This window comes from Hyalangium sp., from assembly GCF_045802625.1.
Classification (GTDB): Bacteria; Myxococcota; Myxococcia; order Myxococcales; family Myxococcaceae; genus Hyalangium.
In genome coordinates this window covers 83101-107357 of record NZ_JBJMQP010000147.1, presented here as the reverse complement: position 1 = coordinate 107357, position 24257 = coordinate 83101, and the positions used below count along the sequence as shown (strand labels likewise).

The 24257-nt window shown below is 68.7% G+C and carries 22 protein-coding genes; 14 read left to right on the top strand and 8 right to left on the bottom strand.

Annotation, left to right across the window (positions count from 1 at the left end; translation table 11 throughout):
• Nucleotides 1-71: 71 nt before the first annotated feature.
• Complete coding sequence (locus ACJ8AT_RS27045; RefSeq protein ID WP_407740762.1) at nucleotides 72-1517, bottom strand: sigma 54-interacting transcriptional regulator; 1446 nt, start codon at nucleotides 1515-1517, stop codon at nucleotides 72-74.
• Between the two features lie 75 nt (nucleotides 1518-1592).
• Between ACJ8AT_RS27045 and ACJ8AT_RS27040 the strand changes: the two genes are divergently transcribed.
• Nucleotides 1593-2618 carry a RimK family alpha-L-glutamate ligase gene (locus ACJ8AT_RS27040; protein WP_407740761.1) on the top strand — a complete coding sequence of 342 codons (1026 nt, stop codon included), beginning with the start codon at nucleotides 1593-1595 and terminating at the stop codon, nucleotides 2616-2618.
• A gap of 126 nt (nucleotides 2619-2744) precedes the next feature.
• The gene (locus ACJ8AT_RS27035; RefSeq protein WP_407740760.1) at nucleotides 2745-3422 is read left to right on the top strand and encodes a DsbA family protein; all 678 of its coding nucleotides are present in this window, start codon (nucleotides 2745-2747) and stop codon (nucleotides 3420-3422) included.
• Nucleotides 3423-3461: 39 nt separating this feature from the next.
• Here ACJ8AT_RS27035 and ACJ8AT_RS27030 read toward each other — a convergent pair whose 3' ends face one another.
• Entirely contained in the window at nucleotides 3462-4403 is a 942-nt protein-coding gene (locus tag ACJ8AT_RS27030) for a B-box zinc finger protein (RefSeq protein ID WP_407740759.1), read from the bottom strand.
• Between the two features lie 258 nt (nucleotides 4404-4661).
• Here ACJ8AT_RS27030 and ACJ8AT_RS27025 point away from each other — a divergent pair, with 258 nt between their 5' ends.
• From ACJ8AT_RS27025 to ACJ8AT_RS27010, 4 genes are all read left to right on the top strand, one after another.
• Nucleotides 4662-5966 (top strand): hypothetical protein, encoded by a 1305-nt coding sequence (locus tag ACJ8AT_RS27025; RefSeq protein WP_407740758.1) that lies wholly within the window; start codon nucleotides 4662-4664, stop codon nucleotides 5964-5966.
• Nucleotides 5967-6044: 78 nt separating this feature from the next.
• Complete coding sequence (locus ACJ8AT_RS27020; protein ID WP_407740757.1) at nucleotides 6045-6902, top strand: carboxypeptidase regulatory-like domain-containing protein; 858 nt, start codon at nucleotides 6045-6047, stop codon at nucleotides 6900-6902.
• Nucleotides 6903-6930: 28 nt separating this feature from the next.
• Complete coding sequence (locus ACJ8AT_RS27015) at nucleotides 6931-8022, top strand: FAD-dependent oxidoreductase (protein WP_407740756.1); 1092 nt, start codon at nucleotides 6931-6933, stop codon at nucleotides 8020-8022.
• A gap of 188 nt (nucleotides 8023-8210) precedes the next feature.
• The gene (locus ACJ8AT_RS27010; protein WP_407740755.1) at nucleotides 8211-8948 is read left to right on the top strand and encodes a metallophosphoesterase; all 738 of its coding nucleotides are present in this window, start codon (nucleotides 8211-8213) and stop codon (nucleotides 8946-8948) included.
• Between the two features lie 51 nt (nucleotides 8949-8999).
• On the opposite strand, the gene ACJ8AT_RS27005 is transcribed toward ACJ8AT_RS27010, so the two are convergent.
• Nucleotides 9000-9224, bottom strand: a complete 225-nt coding sequence (locus ACJ8AT_RS27005) for a hypothetical protein (protein WP_407740754.1) — start codon at nucleotides 9222-9224, stop codon at nucleotides 9000-9002.
• 108 nt (nucleotides 9225-9332) lie between these two features.
• Between ACJ8AT_RS27005 and ACJ8AT_RS27000 the strand changes: the two genes are divergently transcribed.
• Entirely contained in the window at nucleotides 9333-10286 is a 954-nt protein-coding gene (locus ACJ8AT_RS27000) for a RimK family alpha-L-glutamate ligase (protein ID WP_407740753.1), read from the top strand.
• 18 nt (nucleotides 10287-10304) lie between these two features.
• Here ACJ8AT_RS27000 and ACJ8AT_RS26995 read toward each other — a convergent pair whose 3' ends face one another.
• Nucleotides 10305-12161, bottom strand: coding sequence for a potassium transporter Kup (locus ACJ8AT_RS26995; protein ID WP_407740752.1), 1857 nt, complete (start codon nucleotides 12159-12161; stop codon nucleotides 10305-10307).
• 279 nt (nucleotides 12162-12440) lie between these two features.
• On the opposite strand from ACJ8AT_RS26995, the gene ACJ8AT_RS26990 reads away from it, so the two are divergent.
• The gene (locus ACJ8AT_RS26990) at nucleotides 12441-15599 is read left to right on the top strand and encodes a GAF domain-containing protein (RefSeq protein WP_407740751.1); all 3159 of its coding nucleotides are present in this window, start codon (nucleotides 12441-12443) and stop codon (nucleotides 15597-15599) included.
• Nucleotides 15600-15760: 161 nt separating this feature from the next.
• Complete coding sequence (locus ACJ8AT_RS26985; RefSeq protein ID WP_407740750.1) at nucleotides 15761-16051, top strand: DUF378 domain-containing protein; 291 nt, start codon at nucleotides 15761-15763, stop codon at nucleotides 16049-16051.
• 30 nt (nucleotides 16052-16081) lie between these two features.
• Here ACJ8AT_RS26985 and ACJ8AT_RS26980 read toward each other — a convergent pair whose 3' ends face one another.
• The 4 genes from ACJ8AT_RS26980 to ACJ8AT_RS26965 form a co-directional block, all read right to left on the bottom strand.
• Nucleotides 16082-16618, bottom strand: coding sequence for a hypothetical protein (locus tag ACJ8AT_RS26980; RefSeq protein ID WP_407740749.1), 537 nt, complete (start codon nucleotides 16616-16618; stop codon nucleotides 16082-16084).
• 188 nt (nucleotides 16619-16806) lie between these two features.
• A complete protein-coding gene (locus ACJ8AT_RS26975) occupies nucleotides 16807-17043 on the bottom strand; it encodes a hypothetical protein (protein WP_407740748.1) in 237 nt (78 codons plus the stop codon).
• A 191-nt stretch (nucleotides 17044-17234) separates the two neighbouring features.
• Nucleotides 17235-17654, bottom strand: coding sequence for a hypothetical protein (locus tag ACJ8AT_RS26970; RefSeq protein ID WP_407740747.1), 420 nt, complete (start codon nucleotides 17652-17654; stop codon nucleotides 17235-17237).
• Nucleotides 17655-17695: 41 nt separating this feature from the next.
• Nucleotides 17696-18325, bottom strand: a complete 630-nt coding sequence (locus ACJ8AT_RS26965; RefSeq protein WP_407740746.1) for a hypothetical protein — start codon at nucleotides 18323-18325, stop codon at nucleotides 17696-17698.
• Nucleotides 18326-18578: 253 nt separating this feature from the next.
• Here ACJ8AT_RS26965 and ACJ8AT_RS26960 point away from each other — a divergent pair, with 253 nt between their 5' ends.
• The 5 genes from ACJ8AT_RS26960 to kaiC all read left to right on the top strand — a co-directional run bounded on the left by ACJ8AT_RS26960 (nucleotide 18579) and on the right by kaiC (nucleotide 24221).
• A complete protein-coding gene (locus ACJ8AT_RS26960) occupies nucleotides 18579-19544 on the top strand; it encodes an acyl-CoA desaturase (protein ID WP_407740745.1) in 966 nt (321 codons plus the stop codon).
• Between the two features lie 80 nt (nucleotides 19545-19624).
• Complete coding sequence (locus tag ACJ8AT_RS26955) at nucleotides 19625-20818, top strand: hypothetical protein (protein ID WP_407740744.1); 1194 nt, start codon at nucleotides 19625-19627, stop codon at nucleotides 20816-20818.
• Between the two features lie 77 nt (nucleotides 20819-20895).
• Nucleotides 20896-21921 carry a hypothetical protein gene (locus tag ACJ8AT_RS26950; protein WP_407740743.1) on the top strand — a complete coding sequence of 342 codons (1026 nt, stop codon included), beginning with the start codon at nucleotides 20896-20898 and terminating at the stop codon, nucleotides 21919-21921.
• Between the two features lie 180 nt (nucleotides 21922-22101).
• On the top strand, nucleotides 22102-22806 hold the full coding sequence (locus ACJ8AT_RS26945; RefSeq protein WP_407740742.1) for a response regulator: 705 nt from the start codon (nucleotides 22102-22104) through the stop codon (nucleotides 22804-22806).
• Nucleotides 22803-24221 (top strand): circadian clock protein KaiC, encoded by a 1419-nt coding sequence (kaiC, locus tag ACJ8AT_RS26940; RefSeq protein ID WP_407740741.1) that lies wholly within the window; start codon nucleotides 22803-22805, stop codon nucleotides 24219-24221. The genes ACJ8AT_RS26945 and kaiC overlap by 4 nt, the downstream gene beginning before the upstream one ends.
• Nucleotides 24222-24257: the final 36 nt, after the last annotated feature.

The following is a 24257-nucleotide window of genomic DNA, read 5'->3' as shown; positions in this document are numbered from 1 at the left end:
TTGACGCGCCAGGCCCGGGCGCTCCGGGCCCTGTCACATCCCTGTTACTTTCGGGCTTGGGGGCGCGAGGCTCAGCGCGGCTTCATGCCCTTGGCGTCCAGCTGGTACTTCTTCACCAGCCGCTCGATGGACTTGCGGTGAAGTCCGCTCTCACGCGCAGCGCGGGAGAGGTTGCCCTCGCAGCGGGCGAGCACGCTGGTGATGTACTCGCGCTCGAAGTTCTCCAGCAGCTGCTCCTTGGCGTCCTTGAAGGAGAGGTGCTCGTTGAAGGGCAGTGGCCCTTCGCGGGCCTGGCCTCTGACGCGGGGCGGCAGGTGGGCCGGGAGGATCTCCTCCCCTTCCGAGAAGGTGAGCACGTGTGAGAGCACGTTCACCAGCTCGCGCACGTTGCCCGGCCAGGTGTAGGCCATCAGCAGGCTGAGCGCCTCGGGCGAGAAGCGCTTGCGGCCGTGGCGCTCCACCAGCTCCGGCTCGGCCAGCGCGCGCTTGAGGATGTTGGGGATGTCGTCCCGGCGCTGGCGCAGCGGCGGCAGGTGGATGTGGATGACGGAGAGACGGAAGTACAGGTCCTCGCGGAAGTTGCCCGCGGCGATCTCCTTCACCAAATCCCGGTTGGTGGCGGCGACGACGCGGCAGTCGATCTCGATGACGTCATTGCCGCCCACGCGCCGCACCTCGCGGTTCTCCAGCACGCGCAAGAGCTTGGGCTGCAAGTCCAGCCGCAATTCGCCCAGCTCATCCAGGAAGATGGTGCCCCCGGCGGCGCGCTCGAAGGCGCCGGGCCGGCTGGCCACCGCGCCGGTGAAGGCGCCCTTCTCGTGGCCGAACAGCTCGCTCTCGATCAGGTTGGGGGGAATGGCGCCGCAGTCCAGCACCACCATGGGCCCGCGGCTGCGCATGGACAGCTCGTGGATGGCGCGCGCCACCAGCTCCTTGCCGGTGCCCGTCTCGCCCTGGATGATGACCGACACGTCCATGGGGGCGATGCGTTTGATGAGCCCGAAGATCTGCCGCATCTTCACGCTCTGGCCCACCATGCCGCACAGCTCGCCCTCGCGGTCGGGCTCGATCGTCACCTCCTCGTCAATGGGCGAGAAGGTGATGACGCTGGAGCCGGCGCGGATCTGCGAGCTGGGCGAGAGGTAGGCCCGCTCAATGCGGCGCCCGTCCAGGAAGGTGCCGTTGGTGGAGTTCAGGTCCACCAGCAGGTAGCCGCGGTCGGTGTACTGGATCTCGAAGTGGTGCCGGCTGGCGGCGCGATCCTCCACGAGCACCAGATCATTCTGCGGGTGGGAACCCACGCGCAGCCGCTCCTTGTCCGTCACCACCGAGCGCCCCTCGTCCGGCCCCGAGGCCACGGCGAGCTTGCACTTGTGGAGCTTGACCGTGGTGACGGTGTTCACCTGGCCTAGCACCAGCGTGTGTCCGGGGGACTCGCCGCGAGGATCGGTGCCGAACTCCGCGGCGGGTCCAGGATTGGTGCCTATCTCGTCCGGGTGGGGGGCCTTGGAACTCATTTTCGCGGAAGATAGCAAATCGAAGCGGCAGATCAGCTTGGTTGCTGGCTCTCGTGGTAGGCTCACCCCCCCTCCATGCCTCCCCGCAAGGCGAAGCCGAAGAAAGCGCGAGCCCCGGCCCAGCCCGCGGACCCCGCTGCTCCCCCCGTGGCTCCGGCGCGCCCCGCGCGGCGCCGCACGAAGAAGACCGTGGTCATCCTCTCGCGGAAGCGCTCGCTGTACTCCACCCGGCGGCTGGTGGAGGCCATCAAACACCGGGGGCACCGGCCGCTGGTGCTCGACACGCTGCGATGCAGCATGATCCTGGCCAAGGGCCACCCGGGGATGATGTATCGCGGCGTGGAGATTCGTGGCGTGGACGTGGTGATTCCGCGCATCGGCGCCTCCATCACCGGCTACGGGCTGGCGGTCGTCACGCACTTCGACATGATGGGCGTGCCGGTGGTGAACGCCGCGCAGTCCATCGCGCGCAGCCGGGACAAGCTGCGGTGCCTGCAGTACCTGTCACGCGCGGGCTTGGACATTCCACGCACAGTGATGGCGCACGACCGGAGCAACGTGCGCAAGCTCGTGGAGGAGGTGGGCGGGCTGCCCCTCATCATCAAGCTCATCCGTGGGACCCAGGGGGTCGGGGTGATGATTGCCCACACGCTCCCCGAGGTGCAGACCATCGTGGACACCTTCTGGGACCTGGGCCAGGAGATCGTCCTCCAGGAGTTCGTCGCCGAGAGCAAGGGCAAGGACGTGCGAGCCCTGGTGGTGGGCGAGCGGGTGGTGGGCGCCATGCGCCGGCAGGCGAAGAAGGAGGGCGAGTTCCGCTCCAACATCCACCGGGGCGGAGAGGGTCAGCCCATTGAACTGCCGCCCGCATATATAGATGCGGCGGTGACGGCGGCGCGCATCATCGGGCTGGGCATCGCCGGGGTGGACATGCTGGAGGGCAACGAGGGGCCGCGGCTGATGGAGATCAACTCCAGCCCGGGTTTCGAGGGCTTGGAGGCAGCCACCCGCCAGGACATCGCGGGGGAGATGATTGACTACGCGCTGGCCTTCGCGGACAGCAAGCAGGCAGCCAATGGGTCCCAGCGCCAGGTGAGCTGAGGCCGTGAAGGGGTGACGGGCATGCGAGCCCTCTACTTCGCGGATCCTGCGGGAATGAGCGTGGCGACCGAATGTCAGGAGGGGATTGTCGGCGGCGGATCGCCCCTCTAATCTGCGCTCTCCCGAATGAGAGCCCTGCTGCCCAAGCCGCTGCAGATCACCGTGTACCAGGATGTGTTGTGCGCCTGGTGCTATCTGTCCGACCTCCGCCTGGAGGTGCTCCGCAAGGAGTTTGGCGATGCCGTGCGCTGGCGCACGCGTCCCTACCCACTGCGTATCCACGATACGCCGCCCACGGAGCGCGAGCTGCGCGGGCTGTCCGAGGAGGTGCAGCGCGCCAAGGAGGAGCCAGAGCCCGTGGCGCGGGTGCTGACGCCGGAGCTGTGGCTGGGCGGGGATCCGCCCCGCTCGAGCATTCCGGCGCTGGCGGCGCTGGAGGCGGCGCGGCTCCAGGGCGCGCAGGCGCGGGCATACATGGCCAGGGCCATGCAGCGCGCGGCGCTGGAGCAGGGCGTGAACGTGGCGCGCACGGACGTGGTGTTCGAGCTGGCCAGCCGCGTGGGCCTGGCGATGAATGACTTCTCCGCGGCGTTCCACTCGGAGGAGACGCGGCGGCTCATCCTCGACGAGCACCGGCTGGCGGCGGGCCGTGGCGTGCGCGGCGTGCCGACGCTGGTCATCGCGGGCCGGTGGATGGTGTGCGGCCTGCGAGATGTGACCGAGTACCGCGAGCACATCCTCACCTGCATGGGGAAGCTGGCGGCGCCGCGCTCGGGAGGTTCCTCCGAGCGCATCGTCCACTGAGGGAGCGCGGCGCCCCCGCGGCGCCGGCTCAGCGCTGGCTCAGCTCTCTATCTCCGCGCCATTGCGCAGCGCGAGGTAGAGGCCGCCCATGAGCAGGTACGTCATCCCCATGGCGGGGAGGACGCCCACGCAGCACGCCAGCATACCCACCATCGCCACGAGGATTCCCACCAGGAAGACTCCGAAGATGGAGAGCCGCTCGCCGCGCGCGTACGCGTAGCAGTTGCGCAGCACCTGCATGGGCGAGGGCTCGTCGCTGTAGGCGATCTCCGCCTGGAGCAGGAAGAGCGGAATCAAGAAGTAGAGCAGCGGGATGAAGGCCAGCACACCCAGGCCCAGGGCCACGGGCAACAGCGATTCCCACGCCATTCCGGACGCCACCCGGGCGACGCCGATGATGCCGCCGATGACGCCAACGGGGATGGCGATCATCAGGACCACCAGCAGCATGGTGAGCAGGAAGGGCCCGACCTTGTGGAGCTGGCTGAAGAGCCGCCCGATGTCGAGCTTCTGTCCCTCGAGCAGATCGAACATGACCCGCATGAGGCCCAGGCCCAGCACGCCCTGCACCGCCTGCTGAATGATCATGGTGAGAATGGTGAGGACAATGGTGGTCACCTGGCTCTTCAGCGCAGCGCCCAGGAGCGGCAGCAGGTTGACGATGAACTGCACGATGAAGGCGACGCCGAAGAAGACGAGAATCGACACGCTGAGCATCAGCCACTCGCGCTTGAAGATCTCGAAGCAGTAGTCCCACAGCGCGCTGAAGCTCCAGTTGGCGCGGTTCAGCGGGAAGCCCTGCCCCAGGCCCAGGCGCTGCTGGCAGCTGGGGCAGAGCGTCTGCGCGCCCCCCTCGGCGCAGGTGGAGCACATGAAGCTGCCGCACCGCGTGCAGGTGCTCATCGCCGGCTGATCCGGATGCAGCGCGCACTGTGCGCCTGCCACTCCGGGGCCCATGCCGCCAAATCCCATGTCCGTCATCGTCTCTCCGTCGCCTGCCTGGCCGGGACCCCACCGAGGGCCACCCCAGCCTAAGCCTTTCATATTCCAGGGGGTTCTCATGCCTCCAAACGCCGGGCGGCCTCTCAGGGGGGCTCACGCGGGCCGTGTAGGTGCACGCGATACATAGACGGGAGGAGTTTTGGAGGGCTTGAATTTCTTTATGCTGTGCTCGTCTGCTCGAATGTCGTCGCAAGCCCCGAGCGGGCCGGTTTGTTGATGGCCCGGGAGAACCTTCACATGCGTCGCCTACTCGTACTTCTCACGCCGCTGGCCCTGGTCGCAGGCACCGGCTGCGTCGTCACGCCCTACCACGGTTATGCCCGCACCTATCGGACGGTCGAGGTGACGCAGTACCGCTTCTCGGGCCCCCACCCCATTGCGGGCGGTGGCTGGTGCCTCGAGGAGTACGATCACGTCCACGACTACGCGCCGGAGATGCAGTACTACACGTACACCAACGACGTGTACCGGTACCGCGGCCCCACGGTGATCTGGTACCAGGACTACCACCCCATCCCGGCGGGCGGGTACTGCAACATCCACGGCCGGCACTCGCACGATTACTACCCGCGGCAGTACGACGGGTGGACCTACTCGTGGGACCGCAGCCACGACGTCTACGTCTACAACAACCCGCGCTACACGCACGGCGCCTCGCCCGTTTCGGGGGGCTACACGGCGCCGCCCACCTACCCCGCGCCGCGTTCCAACTACCCGCCCCCGAACAGCGGCTACAGCACCGGTGGCAATAGCGGCGGCTGGGGCAATGGTGGCTACCACTCGCCTCCTCCGGGTGGCGTGGGCACTGGCCCGTCGACGCCTCCGCCTCCTCCGAGCGGCGGTTGGGGCAACCCTCCTCCTCCGAGCGGCGGTGGCAACCATGGCGGCGGCTGGGGCAACCCTCCTCCGAGCGGCGGCGGTAACAACGGCGGTGGCTGGGGCAACCGTCCTCCCCCGAGCGGCGGCGGTAACAACGGCGGTGGCTACCCGCCTCCTCCCCCGAGCGGCGGCGGTAACAACGGCGGTGGCTACCCGCCTCCTCCCCCGAGCGGCGGCGGCAATGGTGGCGGCTCGCACACTCCGGGCACCAACCCCGGCGGCAACGGTGGCGGCAGCAGCGGCGGCGGTAACAGCGGCGGTGGCTATCCTCCTCCACCTCCTCCTCCGAGCGGCGGCGGGAACAGCGGCGGGGGCTCTCCTCCTCCTCCTCCTCCGAGTGGTGGCGGCAACAACGGTGGCGGCAATGGCGGCGGCTGGGGCAGCCACGGTGGCGGCAATGGCGGTGGCAACAACGGCGGCGGCAATGGTGGCGGCAACGGTGGCGGCAACGGTGGCGGCAACCATGGTGGCGGCAATGGCGGTGGCAACAACGGCGGCGGCAATGGCGGCGGCTGGGGCAACCCGGGCGGCGGCAATGGCGGCGGCAACCACGGTGGCGGCTCGGGGAACCCGGGCAACGGCAACAATGGCGGCAACGGGAACCACACCGGCAGCTCCACTCCTCCTCCCCGCGGTGGTACGGGCTCCAACGTCCACTGGTAGTTGATCGTCCGCAACGGGACGGTCCGCCGCGGGGTGGATTGCCACTCCGCGGGTCCATGGAAATCTTGGCGAGCAGTCATGAAGTCTTCGTGCCTGCTCGCTTCGTTTGCCCTCCTCGGGCTGAATCTCGCCGCCTGTGGCTCCGGCTCCATGCCGGATCCGGGGGCGAACACCGAGGACGCCCAGATCGTCGATCTGGACAACCTTCAAATCACCGTGCGTGGCCGGGCGGAGGTGCTGCCCGAAGCCGTGCGGTTGCTGGCGGAACAAGGCCAGCCTCCTCCCTCACTCGCCGGAGTGCCGCTCGTCATCGAGGAGCCCCTGCGCGTGGGAGTGAACGATGCAAGCGCCACCTTCGGCGCTGGCAGCGTGGAGGAGGACAACGGGTTCTCCGTCTCGGATGTCGCGGTGAAGGACATCCACCTGAGCCTCGCGGCGGGCGTCGAGCAGGAGGGCTTCGCGCGAGCCTCCACCATCATCTTCGACACGGCCTTCACGGGCTCGCGGCCACGCACGGACGTCATCGACGCCCAGGTCTGGGCGCTGCCCATGGCCTTCCACAATGCGCTCACCCGCGCCGTGGGCGACGAGAATCTGCGCACGCTCACCGGGGGCCAGTTGCTGACGCTCCAGCAGGCCGGGTTCGTGCTGGGCCGTGTGGTGGATGCTCATGGCCAGCCCGTGGCGGGGGCGCGCGTGCGGCTCGATCGGGACGAGCTGGCCCATCGCATCTACTACCCCAGTGAGGACCTCTCCCAGGTGGGCCAGGAGGGCACCAGCGCCACCGGGCTCTTCCTCTATGTGCACTCGGGAGGAGACCTGGAGACGTTCCACGTGAGCGTCCAAGGCCGGGACGAGTACGTGTGGCGCAACGCAGGCGCCATGGCGGGGCATGGCCTGGTGCTCACCTTGTTCCCGGGCACTCGCGCTCCATAAGCCACTCGCGCGTGCTAGCAGGGCCTTCATGAAACGGCTGGTCCTCGTTGGACCCGGGCACGCCCATCTTCATGTGCTGGAGGCGCTGGCGCGTACGCCGCTGCCCGAGGTGGAGACGGTGCTGGTGTCGCTCGGGCCGAGGCAGCTCTACAGCGGCATGCTGCCGGGCTGGATCGCCGGGGACTATGCGCTGGAGCAGCTCTCCTTCGAGCTGGCGAGGCTCGCTCGAGCCGCCAAGGCGCGCCTGGAGCCCAGTGGCGCGGCGGCCTTGAGAGCGGACCGGCGCGAGCTCCAGCTCGGGGATGGCCAGGTGCTCGGCTACGACGTGGCGAGCTTCGACATCGGCTCGCTGCCCGCGGGCCCGGAGCTGCCCGGCGTGACGGAGCATGCCCGGGTCCTCAAGCCCCTGGACCGCGCGCTCACCGTGCTCCCCGAGGCGACACGGCAATCCGGCCCCCTGCTCGTGGTGGGAGGTGGAGCCGCGGGCGTGGAGCTGGCGCTCTGTCTCCAGGCTCGTACCGGGCGGCCTACCGTGCTCATTGAACGAGGAGAGGAAGTCCCTCGGGGCGCGCCTCGCTCCGCCCAACGTCTCATCCGCCGGCTGCTGGCGCGGCGTGGCATCAAGCTGCGGACGAAGGCGGCCCTCGCCTCCTTGTCTGCTGGCTCCGCGCGGCTGGAGTCCGGCGAGTCCCTCCCCTTCACCACCTGCGTGTGGGCCACGGGCGCCCGGGCTCCGGAGCTCTTCGCCAAGAGCGGAGCGGCGGTGGACGCGCAAGGCTACCTCGCGGTCGAGGACACGCTGCGCAGCCCTTCACACCCGGAGCTGTTCGCCACGGGCGACTGCGCGGGCTTCATCAGCGGCCAGCGCGTCCCGAAGGCCGGGGTGTACGCCGTGCGCCAGGGGCCCGTGCTCAGCGCCAACCTGCGCGCGGCTCTCACGGGTGGAGGCTCGCTGCGCTCCTACCACGCGCAGTCCGGCTTCCTCTCCCTCATGAACGCGGGGGATGGCACGGCTGTGGGCGCGTGGAAGGGGCTCGCCTTCCACGGTCGAGCCGTGTGGCGGCTCAAGGACGCCATTGATCGCCGCTTCATGGCGCGCTTCCAACGGCTGGCAGGTTAGCGCCCATCCGGGCTCCAGCGCGGCTCGCGCCGCATCGATGGCGCTGGAGGAATTCTGCGCGGGCTCGGAGGGCTCCGGGCTCTGCTGGGGGGGGCCACAGGCAGCCAGGGAGAGGGCCGCGGCAGCGGTCATGAGCGCTTGGCGCAACGTGTACAGACATCGGCAGCGGGCTTGGGTATGAGGGTGGCATGCGCCTCTTCGCCATCGGCGACACCCACCTGCCCTCGACCCGGAACAAGGACATGCACCGCTTCGGGTGGACGGACCACCCGCTGCCGCTGCAGCGCGCGTGGGACGAGAAGGTGCGCGCCGAGGACGTGATCATCGTCGCCGGAGACATCTCCTGGGCCACGCGGCCCACGGAGGTGATGGAGGACCTGAAGTGGCTGGACGAGCGCCCGGGCCGCAAGCTGCTGGTGCGCGGCAACCATGACTACTGGTGGGGAGACTCGGCGTCGAAGCTGCGCCGGCTGCTGGAGCCCTTCAAGACGCTGGAGAACTTCCTGCAGAACACCGCAGTGGTGATGGGGCCGTGGCTCATCGCGGGCTCGCGGCTGTGGACGGCGCCCGAGGCCCCGCCCATGCCCGGCGGCGAGATGGGAGACGAGCCCGGAGACGCGGCCTACGTGGAGCGTGAGGCCCGGCGGCTGGCCACCTCCATCGAGGACGCGCTGAAGAAGGAGAAGGAGAGCGCCACGCCGCTGACGCGCGTGGTGGCGGTGCACTTCCCTCCGCTGTACGCCAACGAGAAGGCCACCGCCTTCAGCGCGCCCATCGAGGCCTTCAAGCCCAAGGTGTGCGTCTACGGCCACCTGCACTCCACGGGCATCCCCGCGGGCTTCACCGGCGAGCGCGCCGGGGTGCGCTACGTATTGGCCTCGTGTGACGCCGCGAAGTTCTCGCCCGTGTTGCTCGACGAGCAGTGAGCCCCTGCTCGCCCACGGGGATACGGCCGTGCCGCCGAGCCCCGTTCCCGCTCAGGCGCCGCGGCTGCCGCTCTCCTCGCCCACCACCAGGGTGGTGACACTGCCCGGCCGGGAGGTGCCGCTCTCCTCGCCTACCGCCAGGGTCGTCACGGGGCGGGGCTTGGGCTTGCCCTTGCTCCCCCGCTCGGCCAAGTCCTCGGGATTCGGGGGTTTCTCGCCGAACAGCAGGGGCAGCTCGTACCGGATGAACGGCGAGCCTCTGCGGTGACCCGTCATGTTTCCTCCAGAAGTGCGGGGGCTGGGTTGCCACCCACCCATCTATACGCGGAAGGTGAGTCCTGCTTGCCTGGGGCGGAAGCCTTCAGCCCAGAGGGGGACAGCACCATGCGAATCGGCATCTTCGGCGATGGCGCGGATCCACAGTGCGCCGCGGTGGCGCGCGAGGCGGCGACGCTCGGCGCGGACTCGCTGTACGTGGACAGCCGCGCGCTGGACGAGGGCCAGCCGCTGTCGATGCTCGACGGGCAGACCTTCTACCTGGGCAAGCCCGTGGATGACGTGCGGGGCTTCTACGTGCGCTCGGTGCCCTCGCCCTACGTGCCGGCGATGAAGAAGGACGACTCGCTGGTGCTCTACGAGGACTGGTTCACCCACTTCACCCAGACGCGCGAGCGCGCCGCGTACTTCATGTCCTGGCTGCTGCAGCTGTCGCACCGGGGCGCCACGCTGCTCAACGGCCCGCACGTGGCGAGCGCCCTGCAATACAAGCCCTACCAGCTCCACGCGCTGCGCAGCCTGGGAGCGAAGGTGCCGCGCACGCTCATCTCGAATGATCCGGCGGCCATCCGCGCCTTCCACGCCGAGGTGAAGGACGTCATCTACAAGCCCGTGCTGGGCGGAGCCGTCACCCGGGCGCTGGACGCCGAGGCGCTGGAGCGGCTGGGCGCGGTGACGGCCTCGCCGGTCATCTTCCAGGAGCGTGTGCCGGGAGATGACCTGCGGGTGATGCTGGTGGGCGACGAGCTCGTCTCGTGCGTGGCCATCGAGACCCCTTCGCAGCACCTGGACTTCCGGGATGACCCTGTCTACAGCGGCGGAGGGGCGCAGTACCACGAGGTGATGCTGCCCGAGCCCATCCAGCGCTTCTGCCGCTCGGCGGCGAAGGCGTGCGGGCTGATCTTCGCGGGCATTGACATCAAGCAGCGCGGCAAGGACTTCGTGTTCCTGGAGCTGAACAGCTCGCCCATCTACATGGACGTGGAGCTGAAGCTCGGCCACCGCATCAGCCGAGCCATCGCGCGCCGGGTGGTGGAGGCAGCCGCCCGCGCAGCACGGTAGCCCCGCCAGGCCTGACGCCTACAGCTCCACCTGCGTGCCCAGCTCCACCACGCGGTTGGGCGGAATGCGGAAGAACGCCGTGGCGCTGCGCGCGTTGCGGCTCATCCACGAGAACAGCGCCTCGCGCCACACCGGCATCCCCGGCTTCTTCGCCGGAATCAGCGTCTCGCGCCCCAGGAAGAATGAGGTGCTCATCAGCTGGAACTGCAGCCCCTGCTCCCGCCCCCGCTTGAGGATGTCCGGGATGCTCGGGTTCTCCATGAAGCCGTAGCGCGCGATCACTCGCACGAAGCCCTGCTCCAGCGGGTTCACCTCCACCCGCTCGTCCCCCACCACGTGCGGCACATCCTCCGCGAGGATGGTCAGCAGCACCACCTGCTCGTGCAGCACCTTGTTGTGCTTCAGGTTGTGCAGCAGCGCCGGCGGCGAGCCCTCCGGGTTGCCCGTCATGAACACCGCCGTCCCTGGCACTCGCAACGGCGCGTGCTCGCCCTTGAAGCTCTCCAGCAAGTCCTTCAGGTCCATGCTCGCCGCGCGCAGCTTGGCCGCCAGGATTTCACGCCCGCGCTTCCACGTCGTCATCAGCGTGAAGATCGCCACGCCCAACGCCAGCGGGAACCAGCCGCCGTCGGCGATCTTCACCGCGTTGGCGCCAAAGAAGGACACATCCACCGCCAGCAGCAGCCCGGCCACCGGCAGCGCCACCGCCCGCCGCACGTTCCAGCGCTCGCGGAACACCACGTACGACAGCACCGTGGTGATGGCCATCGTCGCCGTCACCGCAATTCCGTACGCCGCCGCCAGCGCGCTCGAGGTGCGGAAGCCCAGCACCAGCAGCACCACGCCCACCAACAACATGAAGTTCAGGCCCGGCAGGTAGATCTGCCCCTTCTCCTCCGCCGAGGTGTGCACCACCTCCATGCGCGGGCAGTACCCCAGCTGCATCGCCTGGCGGGTGATGGAGAACGCGCCGGAGATGAGCGCCTGCGAGGCAATCACCGTGGCCACCGTCGACAGCACCACCAGCGGATAGAGCGCCCAGCCCGGCGCCAGCAGGTAGAAGGGGTTGCGCGCCCCTTCCGCGTCCCTCAACAGCAGCGCGCCCTGCCCCAGGTAGTTGAGCATCAACGCCGGCAGCACCAGCATGAACCACGCCGAGCGGATGGGCTTGTAGCCAAAGTGGCCCATGTCCGCGTAGAGCGCCTCGCCGCCCGTCACCACCAGGAACACCGCGCCCAGCACCAGGAAGCCCTGCCCCCCGTTGGCCATGAAGAAGCGCACGGCATATACCGGAGACAGCGCCCAGAGCACCGTGGGGTTGTGTACCAGCTCCGCCACGCCCAGCACCGCCAGCGTCAAGAACCACACGCACATGAGCGGCCCGAACACGATGCCGATGCCGCCCGTGCCGTGCCGCTGCACCAGGAAGAGCACCAGCAGCACCACCAGGGTGATGGGGATGATGAAGCTCTCGAAGACGGGCGTGGCCACGCTCAGGCCCTCCACCGCGCTCAGCACCGAGATGGCCGGCGTAATCAGTCCGTCTCCATACAGCAGCGCCGCGCCGAACAGCCCCAGCGTCAGCAGCACCGGCCGCGCCGGGTGCGGCGCCCGAGCTCCCCGAGGCCGGTGCATCACCAGCGCCATCAGCGCCAGGATGCCTCCCTCTCCCCGGTTGTCCGCCCGCATGACGAACAGCAGGTACTTCACCGAGACGATGGTGATGAGCGCCCAGAAGATGAGCGACAGCACCCCCATGACGTTGTCCGGCGTCGGGTGGATGCCATGGGGGCCACTGAAGCACTCTCGCAGCGCGTACAGCGGGCTGGTGCCGATGTCCCCGTAGACGACCCCCAGCGCTCCCAACGCCAGCATGGCGGTTCGCTTGAGGGGCTCAGCCCCCTGGGCAAGATGCGAGGAAGCTTCCGTGGTCGTGTTCACGGCCCCCGCTTTAGCCGAACCCGGGCCAGGAGCAACTCGGTCCCACACCGAACGGCTCCGCTTTCCAGCCCGAGTGGAAGTCGACACGTCGGTAGGTGTGCCTCCAAGTGCTCTCTTGTATGCCTGTCAACCTTTGTACGAAAGGAGGTTGATCACCTTTGCTCATTCCGTTGTTCACATGTGCGATCGCCGTTTTTCGGGGGCCTCATCGGAATGGTTTCGGCAAGCTCCAGTCCGACGCAGCGTTACCAGTCCAGTCCGCTAGGGCTGGAGGAGCGGCTTGCCCTGCTGGCCGAGGCCTCCAAGGTCCTCACGGACGCGAGCCTGGAGGCGCCCGTGGTGCTCGAGCGGATCTGCGCGCTCGTGGTGCCCCTGCTGGGGCAGGCGTGCGGCGTGCGCCTGCTGTCCGAGGATGGCCTGTGGCTGCACCCCATGGGCACGGCCCACGCGGACCCCACGACTCGGGAGCTGTTCCAGTCCCTCACCGCGGGGCCTCAGCGGGCGGATGAGGGGCTGTCCGCCCTGGTGGTGCGCAAGGGCGAGTCCCTGCTGCTCTCCTCGCTGCCCCCCGAGGTGCTGCGCCGGGCCGTGGCGCCCACCTTCCGGATGGCCGCCGAGCGCTTCCCGTTCAGTGACTTGCTCGTGCTGCCGCTGCGCGCGCGCGGGCGCATCCTCGGCACCCTGACGGTGGCGCGAGGCCTGGGCGCGCGTCCCTTCGAGGACACCGAGCGGATGCTGCTCCAGGAGGTGGCGGACCGCTCGGCGGTGGTGCTGGACGTGGCGCGCGCCTACGAGGCCGAGCGGCTGGCCCGCAAGCAAGCCGAGGTGGCCGCCAACCGCATCCTGCGCATGCAGCGCGCCACCGCGGCCCTGTCCGAGGCCGTCACCCCGGCGGATGTGGCCGGGGTGGCCATGCGCGAGGCCATGGACGCGCTGGGCGCCGAGCAAGGCATTGTCACCGTGCCGAGCGAGGCTCCGTCCTGGCTGGAGATCCTCGGCAGCCGCAACCTGCCGCAGGGCACCCTGGAGCACCTGTCCCGCTTTCCGAGCGACGCGCCCCTGCCCGCCGCGCAGAGCTACCGCGAGGCCACTCCCGTGTGGGTGCAGACCCGTGAGGAGCTCGTGACGCGCTACCCGGCGACCTTCCAGCGCGCGGACCTGGCCGTCCAGGCCGTGGCCTGCCTGCCGCTGCTGTCCCGGGGGCGGGCCGTGGGGGTGCTCGCCCTGGGCTTCCTGGCGCCGCGGACCTTCACCGGGGACGAGCGCGCCTTCCTGAAGGACTTGGTGGACCAGACGGCCCAGGCGCTGGAGCGTGCCCAGCTCTACACCGCCGAGCAGCACGCCCGCGCCAACGCCCAGCGCGCCGCCGAGCGCACCACCCGCCTCCAGGCCGTCACCGCCGAGCTGTCCCAGGCGCTCACCCCCACGCGCGTGGCGGAGATCGTCGTGGACCATGGCGTGGCGGCCGTGGGAGCGCACAGCGGAGGGCTGTGGCTCATCGAGCCGGATGGCGCCTACGCGCGGCTGGTCCGCACCTTCGGCTATCCGCAGGAGCTGGTGGAGCGCTTCCAGCGCCTGCCCCTGGTGATGGGCGCGCCGCTCATGGAGGCCCTGCGCGAGGGCCGTCCGGTGTGGATGGAGGCGCTCGAGGAGCAGCAGGGCTCCACGGGCTTTGCCCAGACGCCGTCCATGGCCTGCCTGCCGCTGAAGGCCGAGGGGCGCACGCTGGGAGCCCTGGTGCTGGGCTTCACCGAGCCTCGCCGCTTCGACGCGGACGAGCGCGCCTTCCTGGAGCTGCTCGTCCACCCCGCCGCGGAGGCGCTGGCGCGCGCCCGCCTGCTCGAGCAACAGCAGCAGGCCCAGGCCGCGGTGCGCGAGGCCCACCAGACGCTGTCCGCCATCATCCAGGCCTCGCCCGCCGCCATCCTGTTGATGGATCAGGACGGCACGGTGCGCCTGTGGAACTCCGCCGCCGAGCGCATCTTCGGATGGACGTCGGAGGAGGCCCTCGGCCGCTCCCTGCTCGCCGTCCCCCAGGACCAGCAGGCGGAGTTCCGTGAGAGCCTGGAGCGCGCGGCGCGGGGCGAGCCGCTCATGGGCCAGGAGACGCGGCGCCAGTGCAAGGACGGCCGGGTCATCGACGTGGCGCTGTGGGCCTCGGCGGTGCGCCACGCGAGCGGCCAGGTGCAGTGCGTCTACGTCGTCACCGACATCACCGAGCGCAAGCGCGCGGAGGACTCCCAGCGCTTCCTGGCCCGCGCGGGCAGTGAGCTGGCCAGCAGCCTGGATGACGAGGTGACGCTCGAGCGCGTGGCCCGGCTGGCCGTGCCCTCGTGGGCGGAGATCTGCTCCATCTATCTGCAGGAGGACGGGGAGCTGCGGTGCGTGGCCTCCGCGCACGGGGGCTCCAGGCCCGAGAGCTCGGGAGAGCCCGAGCTGGCCGCGGTGGCTCGCATCATCGCCTCCGGTGAGCCGGAGCTGCGCTCGGAGCTCAAGCCCCATCCCCAGGCCGCGCTGCGCGTGCCGCTGATGGTGCGCGGCCAGGCCCTGGGGGTGCTGTCGCTCAGCACCACGCGGCGCCTGTATGACGCGCAGGACCTGGCGCTCGCCCAGGAGCTGGCGCGGCAGGCGGCGCTCGCCATCGACAACGCCCGGCTCTACCGCGAGGCGCAGCAGGCCATCCGGCTGCGCGAGGAGTTCCTCTCCATCGCCAGCCACGAGCTGAAGACGCCCATCAGCGCGCTCCAGCTCCAGGTGCAGAGCCTGCAGGCCACGCTCGCCCGCTCGCCCACGGGCCCCACCCCGGAGCGGCTGCGCCGCGCCCTGGACACGGTGGACCGGCAGGTGCGGCGGCAGACGCAGCTGATCAACGACTTGTTGGATGTGTCGCGCATCTCCGCGGGCCGGCTGCAGCTCCAGCCGGAGCCCATGGAGCTGTCGGCGCTGGCGCGCGAGGTGGCCGAGCGCTTCGAGCCGGAGCTCTCCCGCGCGGGCTCGGCGCTCGGGCTCCAGCTCTCGGCGGGGACGACGGGGCAGTGGGACAAGCTGCGCCTGGATCAGGTGGTGACGAACCTGCTGTCCAACGCGGTGAAGTACGGCCGGGGAAACCCCATCCAGATGTTCACCGAGACGCTGGACGACCGGGTGAGGCTGTCCGTGAAGGACGGGGGCATCGGCATCGCACAGGAGGATCTCTCCCGCCTCTTCAACCGCTTCGAGCGGGCGGTGTCCGAGCGTAACTACGGCGGCTTCGGCCTGGGCCTGTGGATCTCCCGGCAGATTGTCGAGGCGATGGGCGGCCACATCCACGTGGCGAGCCAGCCAGGCGTGGGCTCGATCTTCACGGTGGAGCTGCCTCGCCAACACGGCTGAGGGAGCGCCGAGGGCTCCTCCGGCATGCGGCAGTCCGGCACAGCGGCCAAGCCGCGCCGGGCGGCACTTCACACCGTTGTCATGTCAGGAGGCATCCGGCCTCTGCCGGGCAATGCCGCCTGACAGTACTGCCTGATTGCTGGGCAAGCGGAGGCATGATCATGGAACGCATGAGCACGGAGCGCATGAGCGGCTTCATCAAGTTTCTGGCGGCGGTGGCCATCATCGGCGCCTTGAACTGGGGCCTCATCGGCTTCTTCAACTGGAATCTGGTCGACGCCATCTTCGGCGGTGGGGCCCGCGAGCAGACCTCGGCCCTGGCCCGCCTCATCTACGCCCTGGTGGGCCTGGCGGGCCTGGCGCTGGCCGTCGTCTTCCCGTGGCAGAGCCAGGTGACGGTGGGGACTCCGACGGGGATCGGCTTCCACCGGCGCGCGGACGTGAAGCCATAGCGGCCCCACGTCCACAGCGCTTCCCTCAGCTCAGCTCAGCGTCAGCAGCAGCAGGGTGGCCTGCTCCGCGGGGCTGAGCTGCTGGAAGACCTCGGGGAGCGACACCTCCGTGTCGCGCTGGTAGGCGCGGTCACAGCTGCGGCGGCCCACATAGGAGCCCTCGGAGTCGTTCTTCAGCCGGAAGGTGCAGTCGTGGATGTAGACGGTGAGCTCCGTGGGGCTGTAGGTCAGCTCCACCGGGCCTCCGCCGAAGCCACCCTCGGCCTTGACCGTCTTGCCCTCGGTCTTGATCTTCAGCTTGACCACGGCGCCGCCGATGGTGCCGTTGGCCTCGCCGTCCTTGAACGTGATGACCGTGGGGCTCTCACCGACGCGGCCCCGCATCTCCTTGGGAGAGTGGCTGAGCTGCATCGCCTGGGAGATGATGTCCTTGCCCGTGAGCTTCACATTGTAGGAAGCAGTGGGCAGGCTCACGGAGATGACCGCATCCTGCGGTTCCGCCAGGACCACTCCGCCCGCGAGCAGCCCGAGACCCAACGTCCAACGGAAGAAGCGTGAAGTTTTCATATACCCCGGAAGATAACCACCTTGGCTCCGGGGGCTCCATGCTTCCGCGCAGGCGCTCGCCGGGCGGCGCTCACCGGGAAACTATTTCTTGCCCGAACCACCGGAGGCTGGACAGGCCGCGGCCCGGGGGCGCTCGCTCAGAACTCCGGCGGCTTCTTGGGTGGGAAGCTCACCCACCCGGTGAGCGATCAGTGCACGTCCAGGATGCGCCCTTTCTCGTCAACGGCATAGACGGCGCCAGCGTCCAGCAGGGTCTCTTGGAGGTGGCATCGCGCCATCACGGGGAAGATGCTGACAAAGAAGATGCCCTCCTCGGACCTCAGCGCCACGACATCGTAGGTGCTTCTGCTCGACAGGCACTGCTCCAAGGGCTTGTAGCCCTCGGTGAGTTTGACCTTCGCGCCGGGCGGCAAGAAGTCATTCATGGCCACCTCAATCGCGGCCCTCATGGGTCCATCGATAGCAATCCCGTGTTCAAAAGAATCAGGGAATTTTACTTTCGCGGCCTCTTCTGGAGGCGCCCGCTCTGCTTTCGGAAGTTTATAATATCCTAGCAACGAACACCCGCTCAGCAAGCTCAAGCATACCAGCGCAAACCCAATTCTCATGATCCAGGCTAATCCTTGATGCGCAGGATACGCCAGCCTTTCACATCAATCGCGTATGTTGCTTCCATATCGAGGAGGATCCCGTTCATCCTGCAAGCCTCGGGACTTAGAGTGAGGCGAACAAAGATAATACCCTCGGGTCCAGGCGCCGCGAACACGTCGTAGGACTCGCGCGAGTGCAGGCACATATCTTCGGGGCTTGCATCGCGCGGCAGTTTCAATTCTCGGGGAAGGAAATCATCCATGGCGAGCTGAATTGCAGCAGCCATCGGCCCACGGATGACTTGCTGGCCCTCTTCCGGAAGTGCCATCGGGATTTTGATTTGAGCTGCCTCTTCCGGTGGAGCACGAACTGGGCGAAAAGGCCGCTGGAAGAGCGCGCAAGCGGGTAACATCAGGCAAGCCAGCAGCAACAGTTTGCGGTTCATGGAATTCTCCTGCTTCTGCGAGGACGACCGCGGATTGCAAATCATCTTTCGACAGGCGTCATGATTCCATCGGCCTTGTGCTCAGGCTTGATGACCCCGACGAGTCTCCAGCTTTTCCCCTCCCTCGCGTAGACTTCGCCTGGCCGATCCTCCTTCTTATACGGAATCAGCTTCAACACCCGACATTCCGTATCAAACTGGACGCGGATACTGTAGAGCTGATTTGCTGCCTTCATGTCCCACTGCGACATCTCGGAACCCGCCCAAGGATGACCGTGAAAGTCAGCAACAAACTCAGGCTGGCCTCGCGAGTCGACAACCTGATTGGGCACCTGACACTGCTTGCGCCTGGACTGATGAAGCCTCACATCTTTTCCCAGCGGAGAAGCATGGCTGGCGTAATAGGTTCCGTCCTCAAGAGAGTAGATGATGCCACAATACTCTGCGCCATAATCGCCGAATGTTGCTCTGGGCAATGCCATCACGGCTGGACAGAGCTGATCAATGACCTCATCAATATCTTTGGAGGGCTTCACCGCACCCCAAGGACCCCGCACCCAGACCCCGCCGTCTTTTTCGCCATAGTTTTCGTTTGTGGCGATTATCTCCGATTGGCTCGTACACCCGGCCAGCCACAGCCATATCAGGGATACACTATGGCAAAATCGCATAAAACATCTCCTCACATAAAACGCGACATGCTCCACCGAGCATGCATACCCCCGAAGAACTGAGCTGGCCTCTGGAGTGGCATCTAACAGTTTCGGGGCGCTTACCGTCAAGGCAGGTATTTCTTGGCTTTCAGGCGCGCTGGCGACCGTCTCCCGCGTTGACAGTCCACCGTCGACACCGTGGACAGTAGAGCCGCTCCCGGGCCGCAAGTGCCCGGAATGACGGCGCCCATCCGCTGGCAGGGCGCTTGCGATGGCCTCCACTCGAAAGGAGCTGGAGGCCATGGGCGATGCGAGGCGCGCAGCAGGGGGCGAGACGCGGCTGAACCAGAGCAAGGTGCTGCGCTGGGCGTTGATCCACACGGGAGCGCTCGTGGGCGGCACGCTCTTCTTCTCGTGGAGCGCGGTGGCCGTGGCCACGGGGCTGCTCGCGGTGACGATGTGCCTGGGCGTCTCGGTGGGCTTCCACCGCGGCCTCATCCACCGCGGCTTCCAGACGTCTCGCGCGGTGGAGGCGGTGCTCGCCGTGGTGGGCTCGCTCGCGGGCCTGGGCGGCATCCTCGGCATGAGCCGCATGCACCACCGGCGCGACTACCACCAGAACCAGCCGGACTGCCCCGCCTACTTCGGCTATCAGGTCAGCTTCCCCCAGGCGATGGCGTACGCGCTCTTCTTCGACGACCACGCGCCGGATCCCTCCCTCTATCCGCCGGTGGATCCCCGCGTGGCCGAGCGTCCGCTCTTCCAGCTCCTGGAGCGCGCGGGGCTGTGGCTCCAGGTGCCGCTGGCCCTCGCGCTGTACGCGGTGGGCGGCCCGGCCTGCGTCGCGTGGGGCCTCTTCGTCCGGCTGGCGCTCACGCAGGATGGCTTCTGGGCCATCCACTACGTGAGCCACGTCTCGGGCGAGCAGCCCTATGAGCTGCCCGGCGCCGCGGAGCAGGGGCGCAACACGGGGTGGCTCGCGCTGCTGAGCATGGGCGAGTCCTGGCACAACACCCACCACGCCTACCCCCGCTCGGCGCAGATGGGCATAGGCTGGAGGCAGCCGGATCCGGGCTTCTGGGCCGTGCGCATCCTGGAGTGGCTGGGGCTCGTGTGGGACGTGAAGACGGTGGCGGACCTGCCCCTGCGCCAGGGGGCGAGGCCCACACCCCCTCCGCGCCCGCGAAAGGCCCACCGCACTGCTGTGCACCGGCATGCACAGCCCATGCGGCTCTGATCCGCTCTGACGCATGGCACCATGAGCGGCGCCTTCCTCGGCACTGAGGATGCGGAGAAGATAGGGCCACTGGAGCCCTCATGCGTGCCACTGTCGTCCTGCTGTGCCTTGCTTCCGCGGTCGCGACTGCCCAGCCCTCCCAAGCCCCCGCGGCCCCGCCCGAACAGCTCCTCACGCCTCCGCCGATGACCGCCGCGCCTCGGGAGGAGCCGCCTCCGTCCCAGGCGCCCTCCCGCCCCGAGGACGAGTTCATCACGCCCACCTTCCACTCCGCGCCCGCCGCCGAGCCACCTCCTCCACCGCGCGCCGCCTCCACGCCTCCGAGCCCACCGCCCCCGCCGCGCGCCGCCCCCGCGCCGAGCCCGCCCGAGTGGACGCCGCCTCCCCGTGCCACCGGCCCCGCCGAGTCCCCCGCGGAGCGCGCCCTGCGCTACAGCCGCTACTCCGCCGGCGCGGGCGGCCCGACGCTCGTCCTCACCGAGGGCCTGGCCGGCCTCGTCACCGGCGCGATGCTGGGCTCCGCGTTCGACATCGCCCGCGACGTGCGGAGCAGCGATGGCTACACGGGCGCCATCGTCGGCGGGCTCGCGCTCGGCACCGTCGCCACCCTGTACCAGTACTTCGTCCCCGTGGGCCGCCGCGAGGGCATGCTCGCCGCGGGCGCGGCCACGGCGGGGCTGATGGCCAGCCTCACCCTGGCCAACTCGCGCAACCTGAACGACAAGGACCGCGCGATGCTCGCCTTCGCCTCCACCCAGGTGAGCATCCTCAGCGTGCTGGTGCTCACCTCCGGCGGCGGAGACGTGAGCGCCGGAGACGCGGGGCTGGTGGGCTCCATGTCCCTCTACGGCTTCGTCTTCGCGGGGCTCATCGAGTACATCCACGCCAAGCAGACCCAGCAGCGCTACGACTACGTCCCCGTCCTCATGGCGCCCGCCGCCGGCATGGCCCTGGGGGGCCTGCTCGCCATCCCCCTGGAGCTGTCCTCCTCGAGCGCCTTCGAGCTCACCCTGTATCCGCTCGGCGCGGGCCTGACGGCGCTCTTGCTCGGCGCGCGGCTGGCCGATGAAGTCGTCGTCGCCAAGACGGTGCTCGGGACCGTCGCCGGCACGTACTTCCTCATCGCCGTGGCCAACGCCCTCACTCATGATCCCAACGAGCCCCAGGAGCGCTCCGCCAGCACCGTCCAGGCCGTGCCTGTTCCGGTGGTGCTGGCCGCGGGCCGTCACAACACCGGGCTCGCGGTAGGCCCCGGGCTGTCGATCCAATTCTGACCCGCCGTACAAATGAGTGTTGTTGGATACTGAAAACAGGAAAGATGGGAATCCATCCGCTTCGAGGAACACCCCCTATGAGGTCGATCGCCATCCTGCTGAGCCTTGTCGCCACCGTGGCCCGCGCCCAGCAGCCCGACGCCCCCACCGCTCCGCCGCCTCCGCCGACGCTCTCGCCCGCGCCGCCTCCGCCGAGCTCGGCCACGCCGGGCGCCACGGGCCCCTCCGAGTCTCCGGGCGAGCGCGCGGTGCGCTACAGCCGCTTCTCGGCGGGCCCGGGCGGGCCGCTGCTCGGCTTCACCGAGGTCATCAGCGGCATCGTCAGCGGTGCGATGATCGGGCACAGCTACGACGCTGATCACCCGGACGAGCATCGCGGTAGCAGGGCCTACACAGGCGCGATGGTGACGGGCCTCATGCTGGGCACCGCCGCCACGCTCTACCAGTACTACGTCCCCGTCGAGCGCAACGAGTCATTCCTTATCTCCGGCGCGGCCACCGCGGGCTTCACCGCGGGCCTGGCCGTCGGCCTCAACGCGGACATGTCCACGCGCAACACCGCGTGGCTGACCCTGGCCACCACGCAGCTGGGCGTGGTCAGCGTGCTGGCGCTCACCTCCGGCCCGGGCGATGTGAGCACCGGGGATGCGGCGCTCGTGGGCATGATGTCTCTCTACGCGTTCACCCTCACCGGCCTCACCCAGGCCATCATCGACGCCTCGGGCAGCGGCGACGTGAACCTGACGCCCACGTTCGTCGCCCCCGCGGCGGGCATGGCCCTGGGCGCCCTGCTCGCTTCCCAGCTGGACGTGGATCCCGGGCGCGTGGTGAAGCTCACGCTGGTGCCGCTCGGCGTGGGCGCGAGCATGCTCTGGCTCGGCTCCGTCCTCGCTGACGGCACCACCGTGCCGCTCACGGCGATGGCGGGCATCGTCACCTCGTTCGCCCTCACGCTCCTGCTGACCTCGGATCCGGGCGTGCCCACCGAGCGAGACAACGTGCGCCGGGCCGACTTCCAGGCCGTGCCCGTACCGGTAGTGCTGGCCACGGGCCACGACAAGAGTTCCCTGGCCGCCGGCCCGGGCCTCTTCGTGCGCTTCTAGACACGGCCACCGCACAGTTGGGCTCCCAACGACGACCACGCCTGGTACTTCAGTGCTATGCCCGTGCCCGGTTCAAAGGTATGGGGCCCCCAGGTGTCAACTGATCCTCAGAAACCTGAAGCCGGAGCAACCTCCCTCTCCTCCGCTTCAGCCAAGAGCGCTCTCGAAGCCTCTCTTGGGTTGCAGATCCTCTACGTCGAGGATGATCCGGACATCCAGGAGGCTCTCCAGGAGGTGCTGGAGGCCGCCGGGTACCGCGTCACGGTGGCGTCCACCGCCACGGAGGGCCTGGCCTTCCTGCGCTCGCAGAGGTTCCACCTCGTCATCACCGACTACAACCTGCCGGACCTCAACGGCGGACGGATGCTCACCCAGGCCGCCGAGGCGGGCATCCTCAAGTGCGAGTCGCTGATCCTCACGGGCGCCTCGCGGCTGGACGATGTCACCGCCTACCGTGTCATCCGCAAGCCGGTGGACGTGGACAAGCTCCTGGCCAAGCTGAGTGAGATTCTCGCCCCGGTGCGAGACGAGGAGCTCGCCAAGGCCAAGGCCCACCTCGAAGTCACCTTGGACCGGCACAGTCAGTTGGAAAGCGCGAAGCGAATCGGCTTCATCCTCTACATCAGCGAGGCCTCCACCGCCTCGCTCAGAGCCCTCAGAAACCTCCAGAAGCTCCTGGAAGGGTATGAAGCCACGCAGATCGACTTGCGCGTGGTGGACCTGTCCAAGGAGAAGCCGGCCTCGTTCGACGAGGACCGGATTACGTTCACGCCCACGCTCGTGAAGCGCAACCCCGAGCCGCGCGTGTACCTGCTGGGCACGCTGGAGCACGTCCAGGCCGTGGCTGATCTGCTCAGCGACGCGAAAGTCGAGCACAAGAAATGAGTCCAGTGGTGAAGGTGCCCACCGGGGTGCCTGGGTTGGATCGGGTGACGTACGGCGGGCTCCCCAAGGGACGCACCACGCTGATCACCGGCAAGAGCGGCGCGGCCAAGAGCATCCTGGCCCTGCAGCTGGCCAGCAACTTCGCCCGCTCGGGCCTGAAGACGGTGGTGCTCGCCGTCGAGGAGGCGCCCGAGGATCTGATCGACTCCGGCGACAGCCTGGGCTTCGAGACCTCGGCCCTGGTGGCCCGGGGCATGCTGCGCTTCGCGGACCTGACCCGGACGCCGGACACCACCACCATCGTCACGGGCGACTACGACGTGGGGGCCATGGTCCACCGCGTGGAGATGGTGGCCAAGGAGCTCGGGGCCCAGGCGCTCGTGCTCGACTCGGCCACGGCGCTGTTCAGCCCCCGCCCGTCCGAGGAGCGGCTGCGCAGCCAGTTCTTCCACCTGGTGGATGCGTTCCGCAAGCATGCGTTGACGGCGGTCGTTACGGCCGAGGCGCCGGATGACTACGGCCCGCGCACGACGCTGGGGGTGGAGGACTTCGTCTGCGACGCGGTGCTCGTGCTGCGCAACCTCATCGACAATGAGCGCCGGCGCAGGACCATCGAGGTCCACAAGTACCGGCGCAGCGCCCACCAGAAGGGCGAGTACCCGTGCACCATCACCAACAAGGGGCTCATTGTCTTCCCCTTCGGCACCCAGCCCTCCCGCGAGTCCGCGGAGACCAGCCGGTTCTCCAGCGGCTTCGAGGGGCTGGACTCGATGATGAGCGGCGGCTGGCTCCGGGACTCCATCATCATGGCGCGAGGCCCGGCCGGCAGCGGGAAGACGACGCTGGCGGGCATGTACGCACGCGCCGGAGCGCTGCGCGGCGAGCGCGTGGCGTACTACGGCTTCGAGGAGACGCGGCCCATGCTGCTGCGCAACTTCGCGAGCATCGGCCTGCCCATGGATGAGCTCGTGCAGCAGGGGCAGCTCCTGCTGGAGTGCCGCTACCCGGAGGCCACCAGCCCGGAGGATCTGCTGGTGGAGCTGCGCCGGAGCCTGGAGGAGTTCAAGCCCTCGCTCATCGTCCTGGACAGCATCTCCTCCGTCTCGCACTCCACCTCGCCGCGAGGCTTCCGCCAGTTCATGGTCGGCTTTGCCTCGCTGGTGCGCGATCACTGCCGGAGCGCGCTGCTGACCCAGGTGGTCAGCGACATGAACGAGGACAAGATCGTCGTCCCGTTCCTCTCGACGATCGCGGATGCCATCATCGCGCTGGACTACCAGCGGCATGGCAAGAAGCTCGAGCGGACCATCAGCGTGACGAAGATGCGCGGCGCGGCCCACTCGGACGATGCCTTCCGGCTGTTGATCCAGCACGGCGGGCTCGGCGTTCAGGAGCTGGACGGACCGGACACCTGAGCGGCTCCGCGCGCCGCGCGCTTGTCGGGGACGGAA

Coding starts and splice junctions, on each gene's coding strand:
- ACJ8AT_RS27045 (WP_407740762.1), bottom strand. CDS start 1,517: ATGAGTTCCAAGGCCCCCCACCCGGACGAGATAGGCACCAATCCTGGA.
- ACJ8AT_RS27040 (WP_407740761.1), top strand. CDS start 1,593: ATGCCTCCCCGCAAGGCGAAGCCGAAGAAAGCGCGAGCCCCGGCCCAG.
- ACJ8AT_RS27035 (WP_407740760.1), top strand. CDS start 2,745: ATGAGAGCCCTGCTGCCCAAGCCGCTGCAGATCACCGTGTACCAGGAT.
- ACJ8AT_RS27030 (WP_407740759.1), bottom strand. CDS start 4,403: ATGACGGACATGGGATTTGGCGGCATGGGCCCCGGAGTGGCAGGCGCA.
- ACJ8AT_RS27025 (WP_407740758.1), top strand. CDS start 4,662: ATGCGTCGCCTACTCGTACTTCTCACGCCGCTGGCCCTGGTCGCAGGC.
- ACJ8AT_RS27020 (WP_407740757.1), top strand. CDS start 6,045: ATGAAGTCTTCGTGCCTGCTCGCTTCGTTTGCCCTCCTCGGGCTGAAT.
- ACJ8AT_RS27015 (WP_407740756.1), top strand. CDS start 6,931: ATGAAACGGCTGGTCCTCGTTGGACCCGGGCACGCCCATCTTCATGTG.
- ACJ8AT_RS27010 (WP_407740755.1), top strand. CDS start 8,211: ATGCGCCTCTTCGCCATCGGCGACACCCACCTGCCCTCGACCCGGAAC.
- ACJ8AT_RS27005 (WP_407740754.1), bottom strand. CDS start 9,224: ATGACGGGTCACCGCAGAGGCTCGCCGTTCATCCGGTACGAGCTGCCC.
- ACJ8AT_RS27000 (WP_407740753.1), top strand. CDS start 9,333: ATGCGAATCGGCATCTTCGGCGATGGCGCGGATCCACAGTGCGCCGCG.
- ACJ8AT_RS26995 (WP_407740752.1), bottom strand. CDS start 12,161: ATGCTGGCGTTGGGAGCGCTGGGGGTCGTCTACGGGGACATCGGCACC.
- ACJ8AT_RS26990 (WP_407740751.1), top strand. CDS start 12,441: ATGGTTTCGGCAAGCTCCAGTCCGACGCAGCGTTACCAGTCCAGTCCG.
- ACJ8AT_RS26985 (WP_407740750.1), top strand. CDS start 15,761: ATGGAACGCATGAGCACGGAGCGCATGAGCGGCTTCATCAAGTTTCTG.
- ACJ8AT_RS26980 (WP_407740749.1), bottom strand. CDS start 16,618: ATGAAAACTTCACGCTTCTTCCGTTGGACGTTGGGTCTCGGGCTGCTC.
- ACJ8AT_RS26975 (WP_407740748.1), bottom strand. CDS start 17,043: ATGAATGACTTCTTGCCGCCCGGCGCGAAGGTCAAACTCACCGAGGGC.
- ACJ8AT_RS26970 (WP_407740747.1), bottom strand. CDS start 17,654: ATGAACCGCAAACTGTTGCTGCTGGCTTGCCTGATGTTACCCGCTTGC.
- ACJ8AT_RS26965 (WP_407740746.1), bottom strand. CDS start 18,325: ATGCGATTTTGCCATAGTGTATCCCTGATATGGCTGTGGCTGGCCGGG.
- ACJ8AT_RS26960 (WP_407740745.1), top strand. CDS start 18,579: ATGGCCTCCACTCGAAAGGAGCTGGAGGCCATGGGCGATGCGAGGCGC.
- ACJ8AT_RS26955 (WP_407740744.1), top strand. CDS start 19,625: ATGCGTGCCACTGTCGTCCTGCTGTGCCTTGCTTCCGCGGTCGCGACT.
- ACJ8AT_RS26950 (WP_407740743.1), top strand. CDS start 20,896: ATGAGGTCGATCGCCATCCTGCTGAGCCTTGTCGCCACCGTGGCCCGC.
- kaiC (WP_407740741.1), top strand. CDS start 22,803: ATGAGTCCAGTGGTGAAGGTGCCCACCGGGGTGCCTGGGTTGGATCGG.